The organism is Oscillibacter sp. KLE 1728, assembly GCF_934833455.1.
Classification (GTDB): Bacteria; Bacillota; Clostridia; order Oscillospirales; family Oscillospiraceae; genus Oscillibacter; species Oscillibacter welbionis.
On the sequence record NZ_CAKVVF010000035.1, the window covers coordinates 2,461 to 22,956 of the forward strand.

Below are 20,496 nucleotides of genomic sequence, written 5' to 3' on the forward strand. Positions count from 1 at the left end.
GCGCGGCCACCGGCATCCGACGGGCCGCCCCGGTGCTGGACGCCTTGTTTGCCGCCGGAGGCTCCGCAGAGCTGTCAGTGCTGGAGGAGGCCTGCGGCAGGGAGGCTGGCACTGTGCTGCGGGCACTGCAGAAGGCCGGGGTCACGGTCTGCGAGACTGCGGCCCGCCGGAGGATCGGCGACAAGTCCCGTCGGATGGTGGAACTGGCCGTCAGCGCCGAGGAGGCCGCATCTCTGACGGAAAAGCGATCCTCCCCCCAGCGGCGGGAGGCGGTGCGTCTCCTGGCGGCAGAGGGGCGGATGAGCGCGGCGGAGGTATGCTACTTCACAGGCGTCTCCATGGCCGCCCTCCGGGGGATGGAGAAGGCGGGGATCGTGGCTTTTTCAGCGGAAGAGGAGCTGCGGCTGCCGGACCTGACGGCGGTGGAACCCAGCGGTCCTATCGTCCTCAATGAGGAACAGGAGGCGGCCTTTCAGTCTATCCGGACCCTGACGAAGACCGGGAAGCCGGAGGCGGTGCTGCTCCAGGGCGTCACCGGCAGCGGCAAGACCCAGGTCTATCTCCGTCTGGTTCAGGAAATACTGAGCCGGGGGAGGCGGGCCATGGTCCTGGTGCCGGAGATCGTGCTGACGCCCCAGATGATGCGGCGGTTCTCCGCCTGCTTTGGGGACCAGGTGGCCATGCTCCACAGCTCCCTGCGGATGACGGAGCGCTACGACCAGTGGAAGCGTATCCGCCGGGGCGAGGTCCAGGTGGTGCTGGGCACCCGGTCCGCCATCTTCGCCCCGCTGAAAAACGTGGGCCTGATCGTCCTGGACGAGGAGCAGGAGAGCAGCTATCAGTCGGAAAACCCGCCCCGGTATCACACCCGGGACGTGGCCAAATACCTCTGCGCCCGGGACAAGTCCACCTTGGTCCTGGGGTCTGCCACTCCGGCGGTGGAGACCGCCTGGAACGCGGAGCATGGGATCTATCACAAGGCGCTGCTGCGCCGGCGATATAACCGGCAGGCATTGCCGGAGGTGCTGGTGGCGGACCTGAAACAGGAAATCCGGGCGGGCAACGCCGGGATGGTGGGGCAGGTCCTCCGCACTGAGCTGGAGGAAAACTTGCGGCGGGGAGAGCAGAGCATCCTGCTGCTGAACCGCCGGGGCAGCAACAGGTATCTGCTGTGCGGGGAGTGCGGCCATGTGCCGGAGTGTCCCCGCTGCAGCGTGGCGCTGACGTATCACTCCGCCAATGGGCGGCTGATGTGCCACTACTGCGGCCACTCGGAGCGATCCAGCGACACCTGCCCCGTCTGCGGCGGCATCATGAAGCACGTGGGCACCGGCACTCAGAAGGTGGAGGAGGAGCTCCACGATCTGTTCCCAGGTACGGAGGTGCTGCGGATGGACGCAGACACCGCCGAGGGCCGTCATGAGCAGCTGCTGGACAAGTTTGAGCGGGAGCGGATTCCCATCCTCCTGGGCACCCAGATGGTGGCCAAGGGGCTGGACTTTCCCCAGGTGACACTGGTGGGGGTTCTGGCTGCGGATCTGTCCCTGTATGTAGACAACTACCGGGCCGCCGAGCGGACCTTCAGCCTGCTGACCCAGGTGGTGGGCCGGGCGGGCCGGGGCGGCAGTGCCGGCCGGGCGGTGATCCAGACCTACACCCCGGAAAACGATGTGATCCAGTGCGCGGCTCGGCAGGATTACCAGGGGTTTTATGAGCGGGAGATCCGGATGCGGCGATTGCGGCGGTTTCCGCCATTTGCAGACCTCTTCACCTTCACCGTCTCCGGTACCGAGGAGGGCGCCGTCCTCCGGGCCGCCGTCGCAGTGCGGGAAGAGCTGCGCCGCCTCTGCGCCCTGCCGGAGCTGGCGGCCGGAGAACCGGAGGTGCTGGGTCCCGCCCCTGCGCCGGTGATGAAGCTGAATAACCGCTACCGCTACCGCTGCCTGCTGGTGGGAAAGAACGACAGGCCCACCCGAGAGGCGGTGAGCTGGCTGCTGAAGGCATTTGCAAACGACCGCGCCAACCGCGGGATGAATCTATTTGTGGACTGCAACTCCATGGAGTGAGCAGCGTTTTGAAGGAGGTCAAGGACTTATGGCTTTACGGAAGATCGTGGTGCAGGGAGAGGAGTGCCTGACAAAGGTGTGCCGCCCTGTGACGGAGTTCAACCCTCACCTGCACCAGTTGCTGGACGATATGCTGGAAACACTGGAGGATGCCAATGGCGCTGGGCTGGCTGCTCCCCAGGTGGGAGTGCTGCGCCGGGTGTGCGTGGTGCTGGACGAGGACTCTGAGGAGTATATCGAACTGGTGAACCCGGAGATCGTGGCTCAGAGCGGCGAGCAGACCGGGCTGGAGGGCTGCCTCAGCGTGCCCGGCAAATGGGGCATCGTCACCCGGCCGGACGTGGTCCGGGTCCGGGCCCAGGACCGGTATGGCGACTGGTTCGAGGTGGAGGGCGAGGGCCTGACGGCCCGAGCCTTCTGCCACGAGATCGAGCATCTGGACGGCCATCTGTTTGTGGAGCACATCGACCACTTCCTCTCTGATGAGGAGCTCCGGGACTATCTGGAGCAGGAGGAGCGGCAGGCCCGTGAGGCCGCAGAAGCTCAGGAAGGGGAGTGAGCCCATGCGGATCCTGTTCATGGGCACGCCGGACTTCGCCGTGGCGTCCTTGCGGCGGCTGGTGGCCGACGGCCATGAGGTCTGCGGCGTGTTCACGCAGCCGGACAAGCCCAAAAACCGGGGACATAAGCTGGTGCCAACGCCTGTAAAGGAATTTGCTTTGACAGAAAATATTCCCGTCTATCAGCCTTTGAAGATGCGGGACGGCACGGCGCTGGAGCTGGTGCAGTCCCTGGCACCGGAGCTGACGGTGGTGGCGGCCTACGGCCGCATCCTGCCGGAGGACATTCTGGAGGCGCCCAGATACGGCTCTATCAACGTCCACTCGTCTCTGCTGCCCAAGTATCGGGGGGCGGCCCCCATCAACTGGGCCATCCTGAACGGGGAGGAGACTACCGGCGTCTCCATCATGTATATGGCGAAGGAGCTGGACGCAGGGGACGTGATCCTGCAGAAGGAGACTCCCATCGGCCCGGACGAGGACGCCCAGGCCCTGACGGTGCGCCTGGCGGACCTGGGGGCAGAGGCCCTCAGCGAGGCGGTGGCGGCCATCGGAAACGGCACAGCCGCCCGGACACCCCAGGATGAGAGCCGTCAGACCTACGCCTCCATGCTGACAAAAGAGATGTCCCCCATCGACTGGACCCGCTCCGCCCGGGAGATCGACTGTCAGGTCCGGGGACTGATTCCCTGGCCCTGCGCGGCCTGCGAGCTGGCAGGGCAGCGGTTCAAGGTCTACCGCACCGCCCCCGGCGAACAGACCGGCGCGGCGCCCGGTACAGTGCTCTCCGCCGGGAAGCAGGGCATCCAGGTGGCCTGCGGCAGAGGAGAGAGCCTGTATCTCACGGAGATCCAGGCGGAGGGCGGCAAGCGCATGGCTGCGGCGTCCTATCTGCTGGGCCACCCGTTGGAGGTCTGAGCTCCGCCAGTTTCACAATTCGGGAGGTTTTTATGCCCTATTACGGTCATATCTATTACGGCTATGGCGACTTTCTTGCAAATAATCTGTACGTCCTGCTGCTGATCCCAGTGCTGCTGCTGTCCCTGTGGGCCCAGTTCCAGGTGTCCGGCAGCTTCCGGCGGTACAATGCCGTGAACAACCGGCGCCGCATCACCGGTGCCCAGGCGGCGGAAGCGGTGCTGCGGGCTCACGGGGTATTCGGTGTGCCTGTCCGGCCCTGCCGGGGAAATCTGACAGACCACTACGACCCCCGGGACAATACCATCTACCTGTCTGAGACAGTCTACAACGCCCCCACCATCGCGGCGGTGGGCGTGGCGGCCCACGAGGCGGGCCACGCTGTCCAGTACGCGGAAAACTACGGGCCTGTGCGGCTGCGCACGGCCATCATCCCCGCCACGCGGATCGGTTCCAGCCTGTCCTTCATCCTGTTGCTGGTGGGGCTGGTGCTGTACAACCAGTCTCTGTTCTTCATCGGCATCGTGCTGTTTTCCTTCACCACGCTGTTCCAGCTGGTGACGCTGCCGGTGGAGTTCAACGCCTCCGCCCGGGCCATCGCCACCATCGACGGGGCGGGCCTGCTGGATGAGGATGAGCTGCCCGGCGCCAAAAAGGTGCTGCGGGCCGCGGCGTTGACCTATGTGGCGGCGCTGCTGATGAGCCTGCTGCAGCTGATGCGGTTTGTGCTGATCTTTATCGGCCGCGGCGGCCGCGATCAGGGAGGCAGCCAATGAGGGCCCCTAATGCCCGGGACACCGCCCTGCGCGTCCTGGTGAGCTGCCGCACGGCCGGGGCCTGGGCGGATGCGGCCCTGAGGGCCCAGCTCCGCCGGGACGGCCTGTCCGGACCAGAGGCGGCGCTGTGCAGCCGCATCGTCTACGGCGTGATGCAGAACCGGCTGCTGCTGGACTTCTACCTGGGTGCCTACTGCTCCCAAAAGGTCGACCACTTGCAGCCGCCGCTGCTGGAAATTCTGCGGATTGGGGCTTATCAAATTCTGTTTCTGGATAAAATTCCCCACAGCGCCGCTGTCAATCAGGCGGTGGAGCAGGCCAAGGACAACGGCCGGGCCAAGGCAGCCGGGCTGGTGAACGCGGTGCTGCGGCAGCTCTCCCGGAACAAGGTGCACCTGCCGAGGATCCCGGACCAGGATGCACTGCACAGCCTCTCCATCCGGTACAGCCATCCCAAGTGGCTGGTGAAACGCCTCCAGGCCATTCTGGGGCCGGAGACGGAAGCCTGCCTTGCGGCCGACAACGCTCCGGCGCCGCTGACGATTCAGGTGAATCCGCTGAAAGCTGCTGCGGAGGAGCTGACGGCGGAGCTGGAGGCATCCGGCGTGATTGTCCGGCCCCATCCTTGGGTGTCCGGATGCCTGGAGCTGGACCACGTCGGGGATCTGACGGCGCTGGAGCCCTTCCGAATGGGAAAATTCCTGGTCCAGGACCCGGCGGCCCGGCTGGTGTCCCAAATCGCCGGGGTGGAGCCGGGTATGCGGGTGCTGGACGTGTGCGCCGCGCCGGGAGGCAAGTCCTTCTCCGCCGCCTTTGCAATGGAGGACCAGGGGGAGATTTTGGCCTGCGACCTCCACGAGAACAAGCTGAAGCGCATCCGGGAGGGGGCGGAGCGACTGGGCCTTGCGTGCATCCAGACTACCGCCGCAGACGGCCGGGGGTTCCGGCCGGAGTGGGAGGCGCGGTTCGATGTGGTGCTGGTAGACGCCCCCTGCTCGGGTTTCGGCATCATCCGGAAGAAGCCGGATGTCCGGTACAAAAAGCCTGACGACCTGTTCGCCCTGCCGGTGATCCAGCGGGCGATCTTGGACAACGCCGCCCGGTACGTGAGGCCCGGCGGCACGCTGGTGTACTCCACCTGCACGATCCTGCCGGAGGAGAACGAGGGTGTATCCGACAGCTTCCTGGCAGAGCACCCGGACTTTTGCCGCACGCCCTTCTCCCTGTCCGGACCGGTGGGGGAGACCGAGGGCCAGGTGACTCTGTGGCCCCACCGCCACGGCACCGACGGCTTTTACATCTGCCGCATGACGCGGAATTGAGGAACGATCCATGACCGATTTGAAATCACTGACCCTGCCGGAGATGACGGCCTTCCTCCAGTCCCTGGGGGAGCCGGCCTTCCGGGGCAGGCAGGTGTTCACCTGGCTCCACCGGGGGGTGACGGACTTCGATGGGATGACCAATCTCTCCAAGTCCCTGCGGGAAAAGCTGAAGGAGACCTGTTTCATCACCTCCCCCCAGGTGGCCCGCAAGCAGGTGTCCCGGTTGGACGGGACCATCAAATACCTCTGGGAGCTGTCCGACGGCAACTGCATCGAGACAGTGCTCATGCAGTACCACCACGGCAACACCGTGTGCATCTCCTCCCAGGTGGGGTGCCGGATGGGGTGCGCCTTCTGTGCCTCCACCATCGCCGGCAAGGTCCGGGACCTGACCCCGGCGGAGATGCTGGACCAGGTGCTGTTCACCCAAAAAGACTCCGGCCTGCCCGTCTCCAACATCGTGCTGATGGGTATCGGCGAGCCGCTGGACAACCTGGACACGGTGCTGAAATTCCTGGAGCTGGTGAACCACCCCGACGGGATGAACATTGGGATGCGGCATATCTCCCTCTCCACCTGCGGCATCGTGCCGGGCATCCGGCGGCTGGCGGAGCTTGAACTTCAGCTGACTCTCTCTGTGTCCCTCCATGCGCCGGACAGCGAGACCCGATCCAAGATCATGCCCATCAACCGGGCCTATGACGTGGAGGAGCTGTTCCGGGCCTGCCACGACTACTTCGACAAGACCGGCCGCCGCATCTCCTTTGAGTACGCCATGATCGACGGGGTCAACGACCACGACTGGCAGGCGGACCTGATCGCCAGGAAGCTCCGGGGGATGCCGGGCCACGTGAATCTGATTCCCCTGAACGACGTGGTGGAGAGCCCCTACAAGCCCTCCCGCCGGATCGGGGCCTTTCAAAAACGGCTGGAATCCCACGGCATCACCGCCACCGTGCGGCGGAGCCTGGGTGGAGATATCGACGCCTCCTGCGGACAGCTCCGCCGGAAGGCCATGGAAGAAGCGCAGAAAGGGGAGTGTTCCCAATGAACCAAATGAACGTCTGGGGCATGACCGACATCGGCCTTGTCCGGAAGGAGAACCAGGACGCCTACGTCACGGCGCAGCACACGGCCTCCGGCCGCACGGTGGGCGTGGTGTGCGACGGCATGGGCGGCCCCGCCGGGGGCCGTGTGGCCAGCCAGATCGCCGTCTCCGTCTATCTGGAGGAGCTGGAGAAGCTCCTGACGGCGGATCAGACCCCTCAGCAGCTGCTGGAGGCATCCGCCCAGGCGGCAGCCCTGGCCAATCAGGCCATTCAGGCGGAGGCAGAGCGCCGGGAGGAATGCCGGAACATGGGCACTACCCTGGTGTCCGCCATCTCCTATGACGGCGGCGTGGTGGTCACCAACGTGGGGGACAGCCGGGCTTATCACATCACGGAGGACGGCATCACCCGCATCACCAAGGACCACTCCCTGGTGGAGAGCATGGTAGACCGGGGAGATATCACCGCTGAGGAGGCCCGCCGCCACCCCAGCCGCAATCTCATCACCCGGGCCCTGGGACCGGACATCTCCGCCGACTGTGACGGGTACATATGCCCGATGAACGCCGGGGAGTATCTGCTGCTGTGTTCCGACGGACTGGTGAACACCGTCACCGATCAGGAGATGCTCTTCGAGGTCATCCACGGGGACGGGCCGGACACCTGCCTGGACCGGCTGCTGGCCATCGCCAAGCGCCAGGGCGCGCCGGACAATGTCACGGCCGTCCTGATGCAAAAACAGTAAAGGGGGGAGACACATGGAACACAAGGACCCGTATATTGGAAAAATGCTGGACAACCGCTATGAGATTCTGGAGCGTATCGGCACCGGGGGCATGGCGATTGTGTACAAGGCCAAGTGCCACCGGCTGAACCGCCTGGTGGCCGTCAAGATTCTCAAGAGCGACCTGGCCCAGGACGAGGACTTCCGCCGCCGGTTCAACGCAGAATCCCAGGCAGTCGCCCAACTGTCTCACCCCAACATCGTATCGGTGTACGACGTGTCCAAGGGCGGCGATATCGAGTATATCGTCATGGAGCTGATCGACGGCATCACGCTGAAGCAGTACATGGAGAAGCGGGGGCAGCTGAACTGGCGGGAGTCGCTGCACTTCATTACACAGATCATGCGGGGCCTCAGCCACGCCCACAGCCGGGGCATCGTCCACCGGGACATCAAGCCCCAGAACGTGATGGTGCTGCGGGACGGCAGCGTGAAGGTAGCCGACTTCGGCATCGCCTGCCTGGAGAACGCCGCCCAGACCCTGACCCAGGAGGCTCTGGGCTCCGTCCACTACATCTCTCCGGAGCAGGCCCGCGGGGACCGCACCGACGCCCGCAGCGACATCTACTCCGCCGGCGTGGTGCTGTATGAGATGCTCACCGGCCGCCTGCCCTTTGAGGGGGACAGCGCCGTATCCGTGGCCATCCAGCACCTGAGCTCCGTGCCCCTGGCTCCCCGGGAGGTGAATCCGGACATCCCCGAGCAGCTGGAGCTGATCTGCATGAAGGCCATGGCGCCGGATCTGGAGAAGCGCTACCCCTCCGCAGACGCGATGATTGCAGATCTGGAGGCCTTTCGGAAGAACCCCGGCGTGAATCTGGACTTCGAGCTGTCCGACCTGCGGCCGGAGGAGACCGACGAGCCCACTCAGAAGCTCCGCTCCGCTGTGCCGCCCCAGCTCCACCGGCAGGGCCGGGAGCCCTCCTATGAGCGGGGACGCCGGTGGGAGGAGGATCGCTACGAGGACGAACAGCCCTCCCGCCTCAGCGGCGGCAAGAAGATCGCGTTGATCGGCGGCGGTGCCGTAGTGGTCGTGGTGGTCCTGTTCTTCCTGTTCCGGGCCATCTTCGCCTCCTTTGTCCCGGCGGCGCCGGACACCTACACCGTACCCAAGCTGGTGGGCATGACGGAGGAGCAGGCCAACGAGCAGGCCAGTGTGGCGGACGGCACCTTCCAGGTGGTGGTGGCGGGCACCGAGGCCAGCGACGCCGCCGTGGGTGAAATCGTCCGCCAGGACCCGGAGCCGGACACGGAGAAGAAGGGTGAGCTGCCCATCACCATCAACGTCTGGGTCAGCGCCGGTGAGGACGTGGGCACCATGCCGGACCTGACCACCAAGCCCATGACCTATGACCAGGCCATGACCATCCTGCAGGATCTGGTGGCGGAATATGAACTGAACGTCCAGCCCTATGAGGAGACCCAGAAGGAGTACGATGACGAGCTGGCCGTTGACGTCATCAAGTCCACCACCCCGGCGGCGAATGCAGAACTCCACAAGGGGGACACCATCACCTTTGTCCTCAGCCGGGGACCCCAGACCGTGCCGCTGATCGATTTCACGAATAGGGAACGTGCCTGGGCGGAGGACCAGCTGAAGAACGTGCTGGGCCTGGAGGTCGAGGTCCATGAGGAGGCCAACGACACTGTGGAAGCGGGTCTGGTTATCCGTCAGAACCCGACGGCTACCACGCAGGTGCCTGCCGGCAGCACAGTGGAGCTGTGGGTCAGCACCGGCCCGGAGAGCGGCGGCAATGAAGACCTGCAAATGGAACCGCTGATTATCGCCCTGCCCACAGACCGGGAGACAGCAGAAGTTCAGATCGTGGTGGACGGAGTGATCAAGGTCAACGAGTCGGTCCCCTGCCGAGATGGCAACTATGTCTATGAGCTGTACGGCACCGGAACGGTCTCCGTGGAGGTGTACGTGGACGGCGTGATGGATGTGAACAATACCCATGAGGTGACTTTCGGTGAGTGAGGGACGGATCCGAAAGGCCCTCAGCGGCTTCTACTATGTGGACACCGGCAGCGAGGTGCTCACCTGCCGGGCCCGGGGCAAGTTTCGGAAGGAGGGCATCTCCCCTCTGGTGGGGGACCGGGTGGAGGTCCGGGAGCTGGGGAACGGCGAGGGCTTTGTGGAGGCCATCCTGCCCCGGAAGAACGCATTTTCCCGGCCGGCGGTGGCCAACATCGACCAGCTGGTGGTCATCGCCTCCGGTGCCATCCCCAAAACAGACCCGTTCCTCATTGACCGGGTGGCGGCCATCGCAGCACTGAAAGGATGCAGCGTGATGGTGCTGCTGAACAAATGCGATCTGGACTGTGCCGATGCGCTGTACGCCGTTTACGCAGCCGCCGGATTTCCAACTCTGCGGGTCAGCGCGGAGACCGGGGAGGGGATCGAGGAATTGAAGCCCCTGATCGCCGGGAAGCTGTCTGCCTTTACAGGGAATTCCGGTGTGGGAAAGTCCAGCATCCTGAATGCCCTGGATCCGGCGTTTCAGCTCCAGGTGGGGGATGTGAGCCAGGCGCTGGGCCGGGGACGCCACACCACCCGGCACGTGGAGCTGTTCCACCTGAGCTGCGGGGCGGACGTTGTGGACTCCCCGGGCTTCTCCTCCTTTGAGACCGATGAGCTGAATCTGGAGCTGAAGCACCGCCTGCCGGAGACCTTTGTGGAGTTCCGGCCTTATCTGGACCAGTGCCGCTTCGTGGGGTGCAGCCACACCAAGGAGAAGGGCTGCGCCGTGCTGGAGGCGGTGCGCGCTGGCAAGATCCAACGGAGCCGCCACGCCAGCTATGTGCGCCTGTATGAGGAGCTGAAGTCCCTCCAGGACTGGCAGGAGCGGAAGAAGTGAATCGCGTGGAAGAGGCGGGCAGATGCCCGCCTCTTTTTGTGTGCCCTGCCTTTTGTACCAGGACAGGCAGCGGCGTATATAATGGGAGTGAGAAAGGGGCGTGGGGCGTATGTTTCGGAGAGGCGGCGGATGCTGGATACTGGGCGTCTGTGCGGTGGCGCTGGGGGCCGGGATCCTGATTGCGGCGATCTTTCCGGTAGGGGCGCTGATGTTTTTGGTGGCGGTCCTGCTGATTGCGTGCGGCTGCGCCTGCTGCAGGCGTTAGAAAGGAGCAAATATCATGCGAATTGTAGTGTGGAAGTCCCCCAAAGCCCTCAGCGGCATTCTGCGGAAGCTGTTCAAGATTTCGGAATAAGCAGTCCCGGCCGGGCATACAGTGTCAGCAGAGCGAGACTCCGTGGACAACATGGCGGCGCACAGGGGCGGGAGAGCGGCCGCTGGCGGCCCCTCCCGCCCCGTACCGTTTTCCAGGCGGCGGGAAACGGCTGCGCCGTCCATCGGAGGACCAACGGCCGGAAAGGAAGGGCGAACCATGGAACTGGAATTGAAAAAGGCCTGCTTCGACGCCTATGAGGCGGCGGGAGAGCTGACATTGACTCAGGAGGAGACAGCGGAGACCATCGTGCCGGACTACTGTCCGGACATTGCGCGGATCATCGAGACCACGGGCAAGGTGTTCCTGCACAGCCGGGAGATGCGGGACGGCAGGGCAGAGATCTCCGGCACCGTCCGGGTGACGGTGCTGTACACGCCGGAGGGGGAGGGGGGCATCCGGACCCTGGAATTTGCCATGCCCTTCACGGTGGAGACCGACGGACGCAGTCTGCCGGACTGCGCGGCGCTGCTGGCGGACACGGAGCCGGAGCTTCTGGAGACCCGGATGCTGAACCCCCGCAAGGTCTTCACCCACTGCAAGCTGGTGACGCGGCTGACGGGCTATCAGCGCAGGCCCTTATGCTTCTGCACGGATGCAGAGGCGGGGCCGGAACTGTGCATCGAAAAAAAGCAGGAGCAGCAGCACGCCATCGTCCTGACCCACATTGCGGAGAAGGACTTCACCTTCTCCGAACAGATGGACCTGTCCCCGGGCAGAGAGGGAGCGGCGGAGATCCTCACCAGCCGGGTGAACAGCACTGTGACGGAGACGAAGATCGTGGGCAGCAAGCTGCTGTTCAAGGGTATCTTCACCGTCAGCCTCCTGTACCGGACGGCGGACGGCCACTGCTGCGCCGCGTCCGGAGAGCTGCCGTTCTCTCAGATCCTGGAGGTGGAAGGCGCCCCGGAGGGCGCAGAGCCATCGGTGCGCCTCCAGTTCACCGGCGCGGATCTGCAGGTCGACGGCGCCGACGCCGAGGGCCGGGAGATCGCGGTGACGCTGTACCTCCACGCCACAGCTCTGCTGCGCCAGACCCAGGAACTGACGCTCCTCAGTGACCTCTACTCCACTGCCTATGATCTGACTTATGACGCCGCGCCTCTGGAACTCACCAGCTTTCGGGAACAGTTCACCCGCCGTCAGACGGTGCGGGAGGTGCTGGAGATCGGTGTGGTGGCGGATTCCATCCTGGCCCTCTCCGTCACCTGCGGAGCTGTTTCCGTCAGCCGGGAGGGGGCGGGCGTGGTCCTGCGGACCGGGGCGTCTGTCCGGGCACTGTATCTGGACGAGGGGGGCGTGCCTCTGGTGGCGGAGCGGAGCATCGACGTCAGCTGCCAGCTGGAGCTGCCGGAGGACTGCCGGGTCGCTGCCCGGGCCGTCTGCCCGGAAGAGGTCCAGGGCAGCCTGACGGACCGGGGCATCGAGGTCCGGTTCCCGGTGGACTTCCGGGCGGAGGCGGCCCAGCGTGTGAAACGGGTGTGCGTGTCCGCAGGAAAGATCAATACAGACGCGCCTAAGGAGACCACCGGCGCGCCGTCCCTGGTGCTGCGTTGCCTGGGGAAGCAGGAGACCGCCTGGGATCTGGCGAAACGGTACAACACCACCATCGGCGTGATCCTGGCAGCCAATCAACTGGAGACGGAAGGAGATATCTCCCGGGACCAGCTGCTGCTGATCCCCCGGAAGCGGACCTGAGTCACCCTTGACGGGTCCGGCAGCCCATGGTAGACTGGAAAAAACGGGTATTCGGTCTGTTTCGTCTGCCCTCTGGGAAGTGGAGGTGCCTATGCCGGACTTTGCGGTGCGTGTTCGGGGAGCCAAGGGGAGGAGCTGGCGGTCCCCGAGGCGGCTGGTAGCGGTTTACCTGGGACTCTGGGTTTTTGCCCTGGTGGTGTTCTTGTTGATGGACCCCACGGACGCCATGGGGTACGCCCTTTTATTCCACTGGCTGCTCCTGCCCATCGCCGCCTTTGTGATCTCCCTGCGGATTGGGGAACTGGTCCGCAGGGATGGGCGCATGTGGCTGCTGCCTCTGGCCCTGGGACTTTTGTATATGCTGGCGGACTTTCTCACCTTCCGGCTCGCCAATATGTTGGCCTTTGACAAGATCAACCTGCCTCAGTGGGACCTGTTTTTCATCGGGGCGGCCATCTCTGCCCTGGGCCTTCTCATCGGGCGATTGCTGGGCCGCCGGAGATCCAAACCTGCCTGATTGACGGAGTTTCCCGTTGCCCCGTCTTAACAAGACGGCACAAGATAACAAAAGAGCGGAGCATCAGCTCCGCTCTTTTTCTGTTCCGTTTTATCCCTCGGAATATCGGGCGAGGAACTGACGGGTCCGTTCCTCCCTGGGGTGCTCAATGACTTGGTGGGCGTCACCCTGCTCCACGATGACGCCGCCGTCCATGAAGATCACCTGGTCTGCCACATCCCGGGCAAAGGCCATCTCATGGGTGACGATAATCATGGTGGTCCGCTGTTCCGCCAGCTCCCGAATGACCCGAAGCACCTCGCCGGTGAGTTCCGGGTCCAGGGCGGAGGTGGGCTCGTCAAAGCAGAGGATGTCCGGGTGCAAGGCCAGGGCCCGGGCGATGGCCACCCGCTGCTGCTGTCCGCCGGAGAGCTGGCTGGGGTAGTGATTTGCCCGCTCACTGAGGCCCATCTTCGCCAGCAGCTCCCGGCCGTCCGCTTGGATCTCCTCCAGGATTTGCTTTTTGTTCTGCTTGAAGTCCGGCTGCTCCTGGGCCAGCAGCTCCCGGGCCAGGGTGACGTTCTTCAGCGCCGTGTATTGGGGGAACAGATTGAAGGACTGAAACACCAGCCCGAAGTGGAGCCGCTTCTTCCGCACCTCGCTCTCCCGCTGGGTGGCGGGATCAGCGGCGTCAAAAATCAGATTACCCGCCACAGAGATGGTACCCTGCTCCGGCTTCTCCAGGAAATTCAGGCACCGCAGCAGGGTGGTTTTGCCGGAGCCGGAGGAGCCGATGATGGCCAGGGCCTGGCCCTGCTCCAGATCAAAGCTGATGTCCTCCAGCACCCGGGTGGCGCCGAAATGCTTTTCAATGTGATGTACTTCCAGAATTGCCATAAATCGGTTCCCTCCTTACTGAAAGAAGTCCAGCTTTTTTTCAAGCTTGCCCAGCAGCACCGTGACGATGCCGCTGAAGATCAGATAGTAGACAGCGGTGAAGAACAGGGGCCACACCAGGCCCGCAATGCCGGAGTTGCCCTTCATAAAGGACTCGCCCATCCAGATGACCTCCTGCAATGCGATGACCCGGGCCAGGGAGGTGTCCTTCACCAACGTGATGATCTCGTTGGAGATGGGGGGGACGATTCGCTTGATCATCTGCAGCAGGGTGATGTGGCGGAAGATCTGGGCTTTGGTCATGCCCAGGACCTGGCCTGCCTCCTGCTGGCCCTTCGGCACTCCCTGGATGCCGCCCCGGTAGATCTCGGAGAAGTAGCAGGCGTAATTAATGATGAAGGCCACACACACGGCCATCATCCGCCCGGACTCACCGCTGGGCCAGTTGAACCACTTCTGGATGCCGGGCACATAGAACAGTGCAATGATTTGCAGCACCAGAGGCGTGCCCCGGATGACCCAGACCACCAGGCGGGTCAGCCACCGCAGGGGAGGAAAGCGGCTCATGGAACCGAAGCTGATAACCAAGCCCAGGGGCAGTGCCCCGATCAGGGTGATGAAAAACAGCTGAAGGGTCTTGAGAAATCCGCTGTTCAGGGCCGACAGCACGGTCCGGAATGTGCTGGAGGTAAAAAATTCAATCATGGTATCGTCCTCTCAAGGTCAGTGTGGTAGAGGGGGAAAGCCGCCGAAAAGCAGAGCGCGCACTGCGCACTCTGCTTTTGGAAGATCCGCAGGGGAAGAAGCTCACTCCAGGATCACGGCGTCCTGCAGGCCGTAGGTGGTAGCCACCTCCAGCACGGTGCCGTCAGCCGTCTTCTCCGCCAGGAAGGTGTTGAAGGCGTCCACCAAGTCGGACCCCTGCCGGAAGCCCACGCCGTATTCCTCGGAGGGCAGGTCCTGGGCCTCATTCAGGTTCAGGCTGTAGATCAGATCGGCGTAGCTGGTGCCCTCGCCGGTCATCTCAGCGGCCATCAGCACGTCGATGACGGCGGCGTCGGACGTGCCGGCGGCAACCTCCATCAGGGCGTTGGACTGGGCCTGGACCGGCACGGTGGTGGCGCCCAAGGCCACGGCGGCATCCTCACCGGCGGAGCCGGACTCCACAGCGATGTTCAGGCCCTCCAGAGAGGTCAGGCCCTCGAACTCAGCGGCCCGGTCGGCAGGATAGACCAGAGTCTGGTAGTTGGTGCAGTATGGGTTGGACGTACCCATAGCAGCCAGAACGTCGTCGGTGAGAGTCATACCATTCCACACGCAGTCGATGGCCCGGGAGTCCAGCTCTTCCACCTTGTAGTCCCAGGTGATCTCCTGGAACTCCACGGAGACGCCCAGGCTCTCGGCAAACAGCTTGGCCAGGTCGGCGTCAAAGCCGATCCACTCATCGCTGCCCTCTTCCTTGTAGTCCATGGGGGCAAAGTAGGTAATGCCCACCACCAGGGTGCCCTTATCCTGGATATAGGCCACGTCGCTCTCGGGAGCGGTGTCACCGGAGACTTCTTCCCCTGTGGGCTGGTCATCAGTGGCGGCGTCCTCGTCAGAGGTTCCGCCGCAGGCGGCCAGAGAGAAGGTCATGGCCAGGGCCAGCAGCGCTGCCCACAGCTTCTTCATGTTTTTCATCGTCAATCCTCCAAATCTCTGGACGGGGATACCGTCCGTTTCATTACATTAGCAGTTTACCACACTAAATTATCCGTGTAAAGCCGCAAAATCAGCCAAGAACGGAGAAGGCCGGCTCCTGAATTTGTGCATCTTCTCCAAAACAAGACGGGCTGTCATACTTCGCAGCAGCCGGACATAGAGTGGAACAAGACTATGGAGCGGAAAAAGGACGGGATGCTATGAATACCAGTATCTATCAGAATATCGCCACCCGCACCGCTGGGGATATCTACATCGGCGTGGTGGGCCCCGTGCGCACCGGGAAGTCCACCTTCATCAAGCGGTTCATGGAGACCCAGGTGATCCCCAACATCGACAACGTCTACCGCAAGGAGCGGGCCCGGGATGAGCTGCCCCAGAGCGGCTCTGGCCGGACCATCATGACCGCCGAGCCCAAGTTCGTCCCGGAGGAGGCTGCCCAGATCCAGCTGCCGGACGGGGCGAGCTTTTCCGTGCGGCTGATCGACTGTGTGGGATACATGGTGAAGGGCGCCATCGGCCAGATGGAGGACGACACCCCCCGGATGGTCACCACCCCCTGGTACGACCATGAGATCCCCATGACCGAGGCGGCGGAGATCGGCACCCGGAAGGTGATCGCCGAGCACTCCACCATCGGCATTGTCATCACTACCGACGGCACCATCTCCGACATCCCCCGGGAGGACTACCTGGAAGCGGAGGAGCGGGTGATCCGGGAGCTGCAGGAGCTGGGGAAGCCCTTCATCGTCCTGCTGAACTCCGCAGACCCCCGGGGCGACCGGGCCCAAGCCATCGCCAAGGACATCTCCTCCCGGTATGAGGTGAACTGCATGGCCGTCAACTGCCTGGAGCTGGACGAGGACGCCGTGGCCGCCATCCTGAAGGCGGTGCTCTACGAGTTCCCCATGCAGGAGCTGGACCTGTTCCTGCCCCCCTGGGTGGATGCCTTGCCGGCGGACCATCCTATCAAAGCGGGCCTGTATGACGCCATCCGTCAGAACACCGCCCAGCTCCGCCACATCCGGGAGGTGGAGGGCGTCATCGCCGCCCTGGGGGAGAGCGAGCACATCAGTGAGGCCAGAATCTCAGCCATCGACCTGGGCACCGGCGTGGCCGCCGCACGGCTGGCCTTGCCCCGGGAGCTGTTCTACAAGACCCTGTCGGAGCAGTCCGGCTTTGAGGTGGGGGATGATGGGGATCTGATGAGCCTGCTGACGAAGCTGGCGGCGGTGAAGGCGGAGTACGACAAGGTAGCCGGCGCCCTCCACGACGTCCGAGAGACGGGCTACGGCATCGTGGTCCCCGGCATCGACGAGCTGAAGCTGGAGGAGCCGGAGATCATGAAGCAGGGCGGCCGGTACGGCGTGCGGCTGAAGGCCAGCGCCCCCAGCATCCACATGATCCGGGCGGACATCGAGACTGCCGTCAGCCCCATCGTGGGCAACGAGAAGCAGTCCGAGGACATGGTGAACTACCTGCTGCAGGAGTTTGAAGGGGATACCAGCAAGATCTGGCAGTCCAACATCTTCGGACGCAGCTTCCACGAGCTGGTGAACGAGGATCTGCAGGCAAAGCTCAAGCGGATGCCGGAGGACGCCCGGCGGAAGCTCCAGGAGACCCTGACCCGCATCATTAATGAAGGCAGCGGGGGACTCATCTGCATCATTCTGTGACGCAGACATCATAGAAAGGGCGCCGGAGGAATCCGGCGCCCTTTCTTACTATTCCAGCCTGTCCCGGAGGGATCTGGGAAAAGGCCGACTCGCCCGGTATACGTGAGACCGACCACCACAAAGGGAACCAAAAGACGCCGAACAGCGCAAGGATTGGGGGATTCCTGTTCAGATGTCCCAAAGGCATCCCTGAAGAAGAAATTTCCTCCGATGCCCTCACCGCTTCATCCGGGGATCGCAGGTGCCGAACCGCCGGACATTTTCCCGCCCCTGGGACAGGGTCAGCCCATGATTTTCGTCGCTGGGCTCGTTGTCGGAGGAAATGAACACGTCGTTCTCCCACCAGCATACCGGGCAGATGTAAGCCACCGCCTCCTCCGGCGGGACCGGGAGGGTGATCTGCCCACAGCAGGGACAGGGATAGCGCCCGGGCCGATCCTGAGCTGCCGGAATCGGAGGCTCCGGCGGCCCATAGCCGTTGAACGCCTTGGGCGCGTAAAACATCTTTTTTCGTGTGTGCGCCATGGAGACCACCTGCGTCTCACAACGCCGTGCCACGAGTGGGGACATACAGCCCGGTCATGTCCACGCCCTCCAGCTCCAGCAAGAACTGCTTGTTGGCCACGCCTCCGGCGTAGCCTGTCAGACTTCCGTCGCTGCCCACAACCCGGTGACAGGGGATCAGAATGGAGATGGGGTTGTGGCCCACGGCGCCGCCCACTGCCTGGGCCGCGGCAGAAATCCCCTGGCCCCGGAGCGTCCGGGCCAGGGCGCCGTATGTGGTGACCGTGCCGTAGGGGATCTCCAGCAGCAGGCGCCACACCGCCTGGCGGAAGGGGCTGCCCTGGGGGGCCAGAGGCGGCAGAGCCGGGAGGGGAGCCTTGGCAAAATAGGCGTCCAGCCAGGCGGAGGCCTGCTCAAATACCGGCAGGTCATTTTCCTTTACAGCATTTGGGAGTCCAGCACCAAAGTATTTCTGCCCATCCAGCCACAGCCCTGTGAGGGCTGTGCCGTCCGAGGAGAGGGTCAGCATTCCCACCGGGGAGGGCTTATGAAAGATCATCCACATACAATTACACCTCAAATCAGGATCAGAGTGATGGAGCGATTGCAAACGAATGTAAGTCGTTCAACAGGGACCGCTTGATTTGTCCGGCGCGGAATGGGCGCTCCGGCGGTACGCCAGCGGGGACTGTCCTGTGCCGGACCGGAAGGCCCGGTAAAAGGCGGAGAGACTGTCAAATCCGGCCTCCCCGGCTATTTGGGCAACGGGCTGGTCCGTCTCCCGCAGCAGGCGGCAGGCTTCGGTTACCCGAAGCGTTCCCAGGCAGCCGTGGAGGGTGGTGCCGTAGGCTGCATGGAACAGATCGGCCAACCTCCGGCGGGAGAGTCCCAGGCCGTTCAGCGCGGCTGACAAGTCCGCCTGATCCCGGAAGTGGCGATGCAGCAGCGCCATGGCCTCCGCAGCAACGTCTTGGCCCGGGGAAAAATCGGTCAGGTCCGGGCGGCAGCGCTTGCAGGGGCGGAACCCCGCCGCCAGTGCAGCGTCCGCCGTGGGGAAGAACCGCACCCGGTCCCGCCGCGGCGGTCGGGAGGGGCAGGAGGGACGGCAGAAGATGCCTGTGGAGGCTACGCCGTAGAAAAATGTGCCATCATACCGGCGGTCGTTGTCCAGGACCGCCTGCCAGCGCTGCCGGTCTGTCATGTGTGCCGCCCCCGTTTTTTGTCCGGTTTCCGTCCGGCGCCAGGGTCCGTCAGCTCCGGCAGGGCGCCGCAGGCGATGGCCCAGAGGTACAGGCTGGCAGTGGTGCCGTAGGGGCTGTACCGCTTCTGCAGGCGCTGGAAGGTCCTCTGGTCGATGGACCGCTTTCGGTACAGCATCCGCATCCCCCGGAGGATGGCCAAGTCGCCCCAGCTGACCACATCCGGCCGCCGGAGGCCGAAGATCAGCAGCATCTCCGCTGTCCAAGGCCCCACACCCCGCAGGGAGGTGAGGCGGGCCAGCACCTCACGGTCCTCCATTTCCGCCAGGGCGTCTAGATCAAAATCCCCGGAGGCCGCTTTCCGGGCAAATTCCAGGATGTACAGCGCCCGGCGGCGGGTCATGCCCAGGGCCTGGAGCGCCTCGGCCGGCATGGCCGCGACCGTCTCCGGCACAAGCGTCCCGGCCGCTGCCTGGAGCCGCTGCCACACTGTCCGCTGGGCAGCCATGGATACCTGCTGGCCGATGATGTGATGGATTACGGAGGAGAAGAGGTCCGGGTCCACCTCCCGATGGATGGGGCCGATCCGGTCCATGGCCGCGCCCAGTTTCAGGTCTCTGGCACGCAGATAGGCAATCTCCGTTTCACCATAGGGAAAATCCATGGCGCCTCCTCCTTTCGCGTGTGTTCAACAAAAGTATAGCAGATCCGGCGGCAGATTTCTTCCCGTTTTCGGACGTTTCATCGAAAAATTTTCCCTCTGTCCCGGCCTTGCATCCGGCGGCAAGGCGTGATACCATAGAACACGATCAAGATCAGAAGAAAAAAGGAGAGAGGCTTATGCTGCTGGCCATTGATGTAGGAAACTCCAACACCTCTGTGGGGCTGTTTGACAGGGACAAGCAGCTGCGGTTTCTGGCATCCCTGGACACGGACAGCCGCAAGACCGCAGACCAGATCAGCATCGACCTGATGAACCTGTTCGCCCTGTATCACTTCCGGTTTGAGGATGTGACGGGGGCGATCCTGTGCAGCGTGGTCCCCCCCCTGAACTTCATGATGGAGAAGGCTCTGGCCCGGCTGCTGGGCAAGCCGCCCATGGTGGTGGGGCCCGGTGTGCGGACGGGGCTGAACATCCGGCTGGCGGTCCAGTCCCAGGTAGGGGCGGACATCGTGGCCGACGCGGTGGCGGCGCTGGAGAAATTCGAGCCTCCTATCGTCACCATCGACATGGGCACCGCCACCACCATCGGCGTCATCTCCGAGGGCCGGAATTACGAGGGCGGGATGCTGCTGCCGGGGGTCAACGTGTCCCTGGAGGCCCTAAGCCGCCGGGCGGCCCAGCTGCCCGCCATCTCCCTCCAGCACCCCAAGGTGTTGATCGGCAAGACGACGGAGGACTGTATGCGCTCCGGCATTGTCTACGGCACCGCCGGGATGCTGGACGGGGTCATCGACCGCATTCGGGAGCAGTTCTCAGGACGGACCCTCAGCGTGGTGGCCACCGGCGGCAATGCCCCGGTGATCGTGAAATACTGCCGGAACAAGATCGTCTACGACAAGTACCTGCTGATGGACGGGCTGTGGGCGATCTATCAGAAGAACAAGTGAGA

General features: G+C 63.9%; 21 protein-coding genes. 14 read left to right on the forward strand and 7 right to left on the reverse strand.

Annotation, left to right across the window (positions count from 1 at the left end):
- The 12 genes from priA to QVE23_RS05785 all read left to right on the forward strand — a co-directional run.
- The coding region (priA, locus tag QVE23_RS05735) for a replication restart helicase PriA (RefSeq protein WP_287967734.1) at nucleotides 1-2,066 on the forward strand (2,066 nt) is incomplete at its 5' end.
- Between the two features lie 28 nt (nucleotides 2,067-2,094).
- Nucleotides 2,095-2,625 (forward strand): peptide deformylase, encoded by a 531-nt coding sequence (def, locus tag QVE23_RS05740; protein WP_287223951.1) that lies wholly within the window; start codon nucleotides 2,095-2,097, stop codon nucleotides 2,623-2,625.
- A gap of 4 nt (nucleotides 2,626-2,629) precedes the next feature.
- Nucleotides 2,630-3,544 (forward strand): methionyl-tRNA formyltransferase, encoded by a 915-nt coding sequence (gene fmt, locus QVE23_RS05745; protein ID WP_021749902.1) that lies wholly within the window; start codon nucleotides 2,630-2,632, stop codon nucleotides 3,542-3,544.
- A 32-nt stretch (nucleotides 3,545-3,576) separates the two neighbouring features.
- The gene (locus tag QVE23_RS05750; RefSeq protein ID WP_021749903.1) at nucleotides 3,577-4,320 is read left to right on the forward strand and encodes a zinc metallopeptidase; all 744 of its coding nucleotides are present in this window, start codon (nucleotides 3,577-3,579) and stop codon (nucleotides 4,318-4,320) included.
- Nucleotides 4,317-5,642, forward strand: coding sequence for a 16S rRNA (cytosine(967)-C(5))-methyltransferase RsmB (gene rsmB / locus QVE23_RS05755; RefSeq protein ID WP_119311019.1), 1,326 nt, complete (start codon nucleotides 4,317-4,319; stop codon nucleotides 5,640-5,642). The genes QVE23_RS05750 and rsmB overlap by 4 nt, the downstream gene beginning before the upstream one ends.
- Nucleotides 5,643-5,652: 10 nt before the next feature.
- The gene (gene rlmN / locus QVE23_RS05760; RefSeq protein WP_267288318.1) at nucleotides 5,653-6,696 is read left to right on the forward strand and encodes a dual-specificity RNA methyltransferase RlmN; all 1,044 of its coding nucleotides are present in this window, start codon (nucleotides 5,653-5,655) and stop codon (nucleotides 6,694-6,696) included.
- The gene (locus QVE23_RS05765) at nucleotides 6,693-7,439 is read left to right on the forward strand and encodes a Stp1/IreP family PP2C-type Ser/Thr phosphatase (RefSeq protein ID WP_021749906.1); all 747 of its coding nucleotides are present in this window, start codon (nucleotides 6,693-6,695) and stop codon (nucleotides 7,437-7,439) included. The genes rlmN and QVE23_RS05765 overlap by 4 nt, the downstream gene beginning before the upstream one ends.
- A gap of 13 nt (nucleotides 7,440-7,452) precedes the next feature.
- On the forward strand, nucleotides 7,453-9,459 hold the full coding sequence (pknB, locus tag QVE23_RS05770) for a Stk1 family PASTA domain-containing Ser/Thr kinase (protein ID WP_287966799.1): 2,007 nt from the start codon (nucleotides 7,453-7,455) through the stop codon (nucleotides 9,457-9,459).
- Nucleotides 9,452-10,339 carry a ribosome small subunit-dependent GTPase A gene (gene rsgA, locus QVE23_RS05775; RefSeq protein WP_287966798.1) on the forward strand — a complete coding sequence of 296 codons (888 nt, stop codon included), beginning with the start codon at nucleotides 9,452-9,454 and terminating at the stop codon, nucleotides 10,337-10,339. Before pknB ends, rsgA begins: the two co-directional genes overlap by 8 nt.
- A 280-nt stretch (nucleotides 10,340-10,619) precedes the next feature.
- Complete coding sequence (gene spoVM, locus QVE23_RS10925; RefSeq protein WP_119311903.1) at nucleotides 10,620-10,694, forward strand: stage V sporulation protein SpoVM; 75 nt, start codon at nucleotides 10,620-10,622, stop codon at nucleotides 10,692-10,694.
- Between the two features lie 177 nt (nucleotides 10,695-10,871).
- The gene (locus tag QVE23_RS05780) at nucleotides 10,872-12,410 is read left to right on the forward strand and encodes a DUF3794 and LysM peptidoglycan-binding domain-containing protein (RefSeq protein ID WP_287966797.1); all 1,539 of its coding nucleotides are present in this window, start codon (nucleotides 10,872-10,874) and stop codon (nucleotides 12,408-12,410) included.
- A gap of 91 nt (nucleotides 12,411-12,501) precedes the next feature.
- Nucleotides 12,502-12,927, forward strand: coding sequence for a hypothetical protein (locus QVE23_RS05785; RefSeq protein ID WP_021749912.1), 426 nt, complete (start codon nucleotides 12,502-12,504; stop codon nucleotides 12,925-12,927).
- Between the two features lie 90 nt (nucleotides 12,928-13,017).
- Here the strand turns inward: QVE23_RS05785 and QVE23_RS05790 are convergent, their stop codons facing one another.
- The 3 genes from QVE23_RS05790 to QVE23_RS05800 all read right to left on the reverse strand — a co-directional run bounded on the left by QVE23_RS05790 (nucleotide 13,018) and on the right by QVE23_RS05800 (nucleotide 15,483).
- Nucleotides 13,018-13,803 carry an amino acid ABC transporter ATP-binding protein gene (locus QVE23_RS05790; protein WP_021749913.1) on the reverse strand — a complete coding sequence of 262 codons (786 nt, stop codon included), beginning with the start codon at nucleotides 13,801-13,803 and terminating at the stop codon, nucleotides 13,018-13,020.
- A gap of 15 nt (nucleotides 13,804-13,818) precedes the next feature.
- On the reverse strand, nucleotides 13,819-14,508 hold the full coding sequence (locus QVE23_RS05795) for an amino acid ABC transporter permease (RefSeq protein ID WP_021749914.1): 690 nt from the start codon (nucleotides 14,506-14,508) through the stop codon (nucleotides 13,819-13,821).
- Nucleotides 14,509-14,610: 102 nt separating this feature from the next.
- A complete protein-coding gene (locus QVE23_RS05800) occupies nucleotides 14,611-15,483 on the reverse strand; it encodes a transporter substrate-binding domain-containing protein (RefSeq protein ID WP_119311017.1) in 873 nt (290 codons plus the stop codon).
- A 221-nt stretch (nucleotides 15,484-15,704) separates the two neighbouring features.
- Here QVE23_RS05800 and spoIVA point away from each other — a divergent pair, with 221 nt between their 5' ends.
- Nucleotides 15,705-17,180 carry a stage IV sporulation protein A gene (gene spoIVA, locus QVE23_RS05805; protein WP_021749916.1) on the forward strand — a complete coding sequence of 492 codons (1,476 nt, stop codon included), beginning with the start codon at nucleotides 15,705-15,707 and terminating at the stop codon, nucleotides 17,178-17,180.
- A gap of 216 nt (nucleotides 17,181-17,396) precedes the next feature.
- Here the strand turns inward: spoIVA and QVE23_RS05810 are convergent, their stop codons facing one another.
- The 4 genes from QVE23_RS05810 to QVE23_RS05825 are packed head-to-tail and all read right to left on the reverse strand — an operon-like array spanning nucleotide 17,397 to nucleotide 19,547.
- Nucleotides 17,397-17,705 (reverse strand): CPCC family cysteine-rich protein, encoded by a 309-nt coding sequence (locus QVE23_RS05810; RefSeq protein ID WP_021749918.1) that lies wholly within the window; start codon nucleotides 17,703-17,705, stop codon nucleotides 17,397-17,399.
- Nucleotides 17,706-17,721: 16 nt separating this feature from the next.
- Nucleotides 17,722-18,249, reverse strand: a complete 528-nt coding sequence (locus QVE23_RS05815; RefSeq protein ID WP_256264792.1) for a methylated-DNA--[protein]-cysteine S-methyltransferase — start codon at nucleotides 18,247-18,249, stop codon at nucleotides 17,722-17,724.
- A gap of 60 nt (nucleotides 18,250-18,309) precedes the next feature.
- The gene (locus QVE23_RS05820) at nucleotides 18,310-18,885 is read right to left on the reverse strand and encodes a bifunctional transcriptional activator/DNA repair enzyme AdaA (RefSeq protein ID WP_021749920.1); all 576 of its coding nucleotides are present in this window, start codon (nucleotides 18,883-18,885) and stop codon (nucleotides 18,310-18,312) included.
- The gene (locus QVE23_RS05825) at nucleotides 18,882-19,547 is read right to left on the reverse strand and encodes a DNA-3-methyladenine glycosylase family protein (RefSeq protein ID WP_287967736.1); all 666 of its coding nucleotides are present in this window, start codon (nucleotides 19,545-19,547) and stop codon (nucleotides 18,882-18,884) included. The genes QVE23_RS05820 and QVE23_RS05825 overlap by 4 nt, the downstream gene beginning before the upstream one ends.
- A gap of 176 nt (nucleotides 19,548-19,723) precedes the next feature.
- Between QVE23_RS05825 and QVE23_RS05830 the strand changes: the two genes are divergently transcribed.
- Nucleotides 19,724-20,494, forward strand: a complete 771-nt coding sequence (locus QVE23_RS05830) for a type III pantothenate kinase (RefSeq protein WP_025545668.1) — start codon at nucleotides 19,724-19,726, stop codon at nucleotides 20,492-20,494.
- Nucleotides 20,495-20,496: the final 2 nt, after the last annotated feature.

Excerpts from the sequence above, each read along its gene's own strand:
- def (WP_287223951.1), top strand. The coding sequence starts at position 2,095 with ATGGCTTTACGGAAGATCGTGGTGCAGGGAGAGGAGTGCCTGACAAAG.
- fmt (WP_021749902.1), top strand. The coding sequence starts at position 2,630 with ATGCGGATCCTGTTCATGGGCACGCCGGACTTCGCCGTGGCGTCCTTG.
- QVE23_RS05750 (WP_021749903.1), top strand. The coding sequence starts at position 3,577 with ATGCCCTATTACGGTCATATCTATTACGGCTATGGCGACTTTCTTGCA.
- rsmB (WP_119311019.1), top strand. The coding sequence starts at position 4,317 with ATGAGGGCCCCTAATGCCCGGGACACCGCCCTGCGCGTCCTGGTGAGC.
- rlmN (WP_267288318.1), top strand. The coding sequence starts at position 5,653 with ATGACCGATTTGAAATCACTGACCCTGCCGGAGATGACGGCCTTCCTC.
- QVE23_RS05765 (WP_021749906.1), top strand. The coding sequence starts at position 6,693 with ATGAACCAAATGAACGTCTGGGGCATGACCGACATCGGCCTTGTCCGG.
- pknB (WP_287966799.1), top strand. The coding sequence starts at position 7,453 with ATGGAACACAAGGACCCGTATATTGGAAAAATGCTGGACAACCGCTAT.
- QVE23_RS05780 (WP_287966797.1), top strand. The coding sequence starts at position 10,872 with ATGGAACTGGAATTGAAAAAGGCCTGCTTCGACGCCTATGAGGCGGCG.
- QVE23_RS05785 (WP_021749912.1), top strand. The coding sequence starts at position 12,502 with ATGCCGGACTTTGCGGTGCGTGTTCGGGGAGCCAAGGGGAGGAGCTGG.
- QVE23_RS05790 (WP_021749913.1), bottom strand. The coding sequence starts at position 13,803 with ATGGCAATTCTGGAAGTACATCACATTGAAAAGCATTTCGGCGCCACC.
- QVE23_RS05795 (WP_021749914.1), bottom strand. The coding sequence starts at position 14,508 with ATGATTGAATTTTTTACCTCCAGCACATTCCGGACCGTGCTGTCGGCC.
- QVE23_RS05800 (WP_119311017.1), bottom strand. The coding sequence starts at position 15,483 with ATGAAAAACATGAAGAAGCTGTGGGCAGCGCTGCTGGCCCTGGCCATG.
- spoIVA (WP_021749916.1), top strand. The coding sequence starts at position 15,705 with ATGAATACCAGTATCTATCAGAATATCGCCACCCGCACCGCTGGGGAT.
- QVE23_RS05810 (WP_021749918.1), bottom strand. The coding sequence starts at position 17,705 with ATGGCGCACACACGAAAAAAGATGTTTTACGCGCCCAAGGCGTTCAAC.
- QVE23_RS05815 (WP_256264792.1), bottom strand. The coding sequence starts at position 18,249 with ATGTGGATGATCTTTCATAAGCCCTCCCCGGTGGGAATGCTGACCCTC.
- QVE23_RS05820 (WP_021749920.1), bottom strand. The coding sequence starts at position 18,885 with ATGACAGACCGGCAGCGCTGGCAGGCGGTCCTGGACAACGACCGCCGG.
- QVE23_RS05825 (WP_287967736.1), bottom strand. The coding sequence starts at position 19,547 with ATGGATTTTCCCTATGGTGAAACGGAGATTGCCTATCTGCGTGCCAGA.
- QVE23_RS05830 (WP_025545668.1), top strand. The coding sequence starts at position 19,724 with ATGCTGCTGGCCATTGATGTAGGAAACTCCAACACCTCTGTGGGGCTG.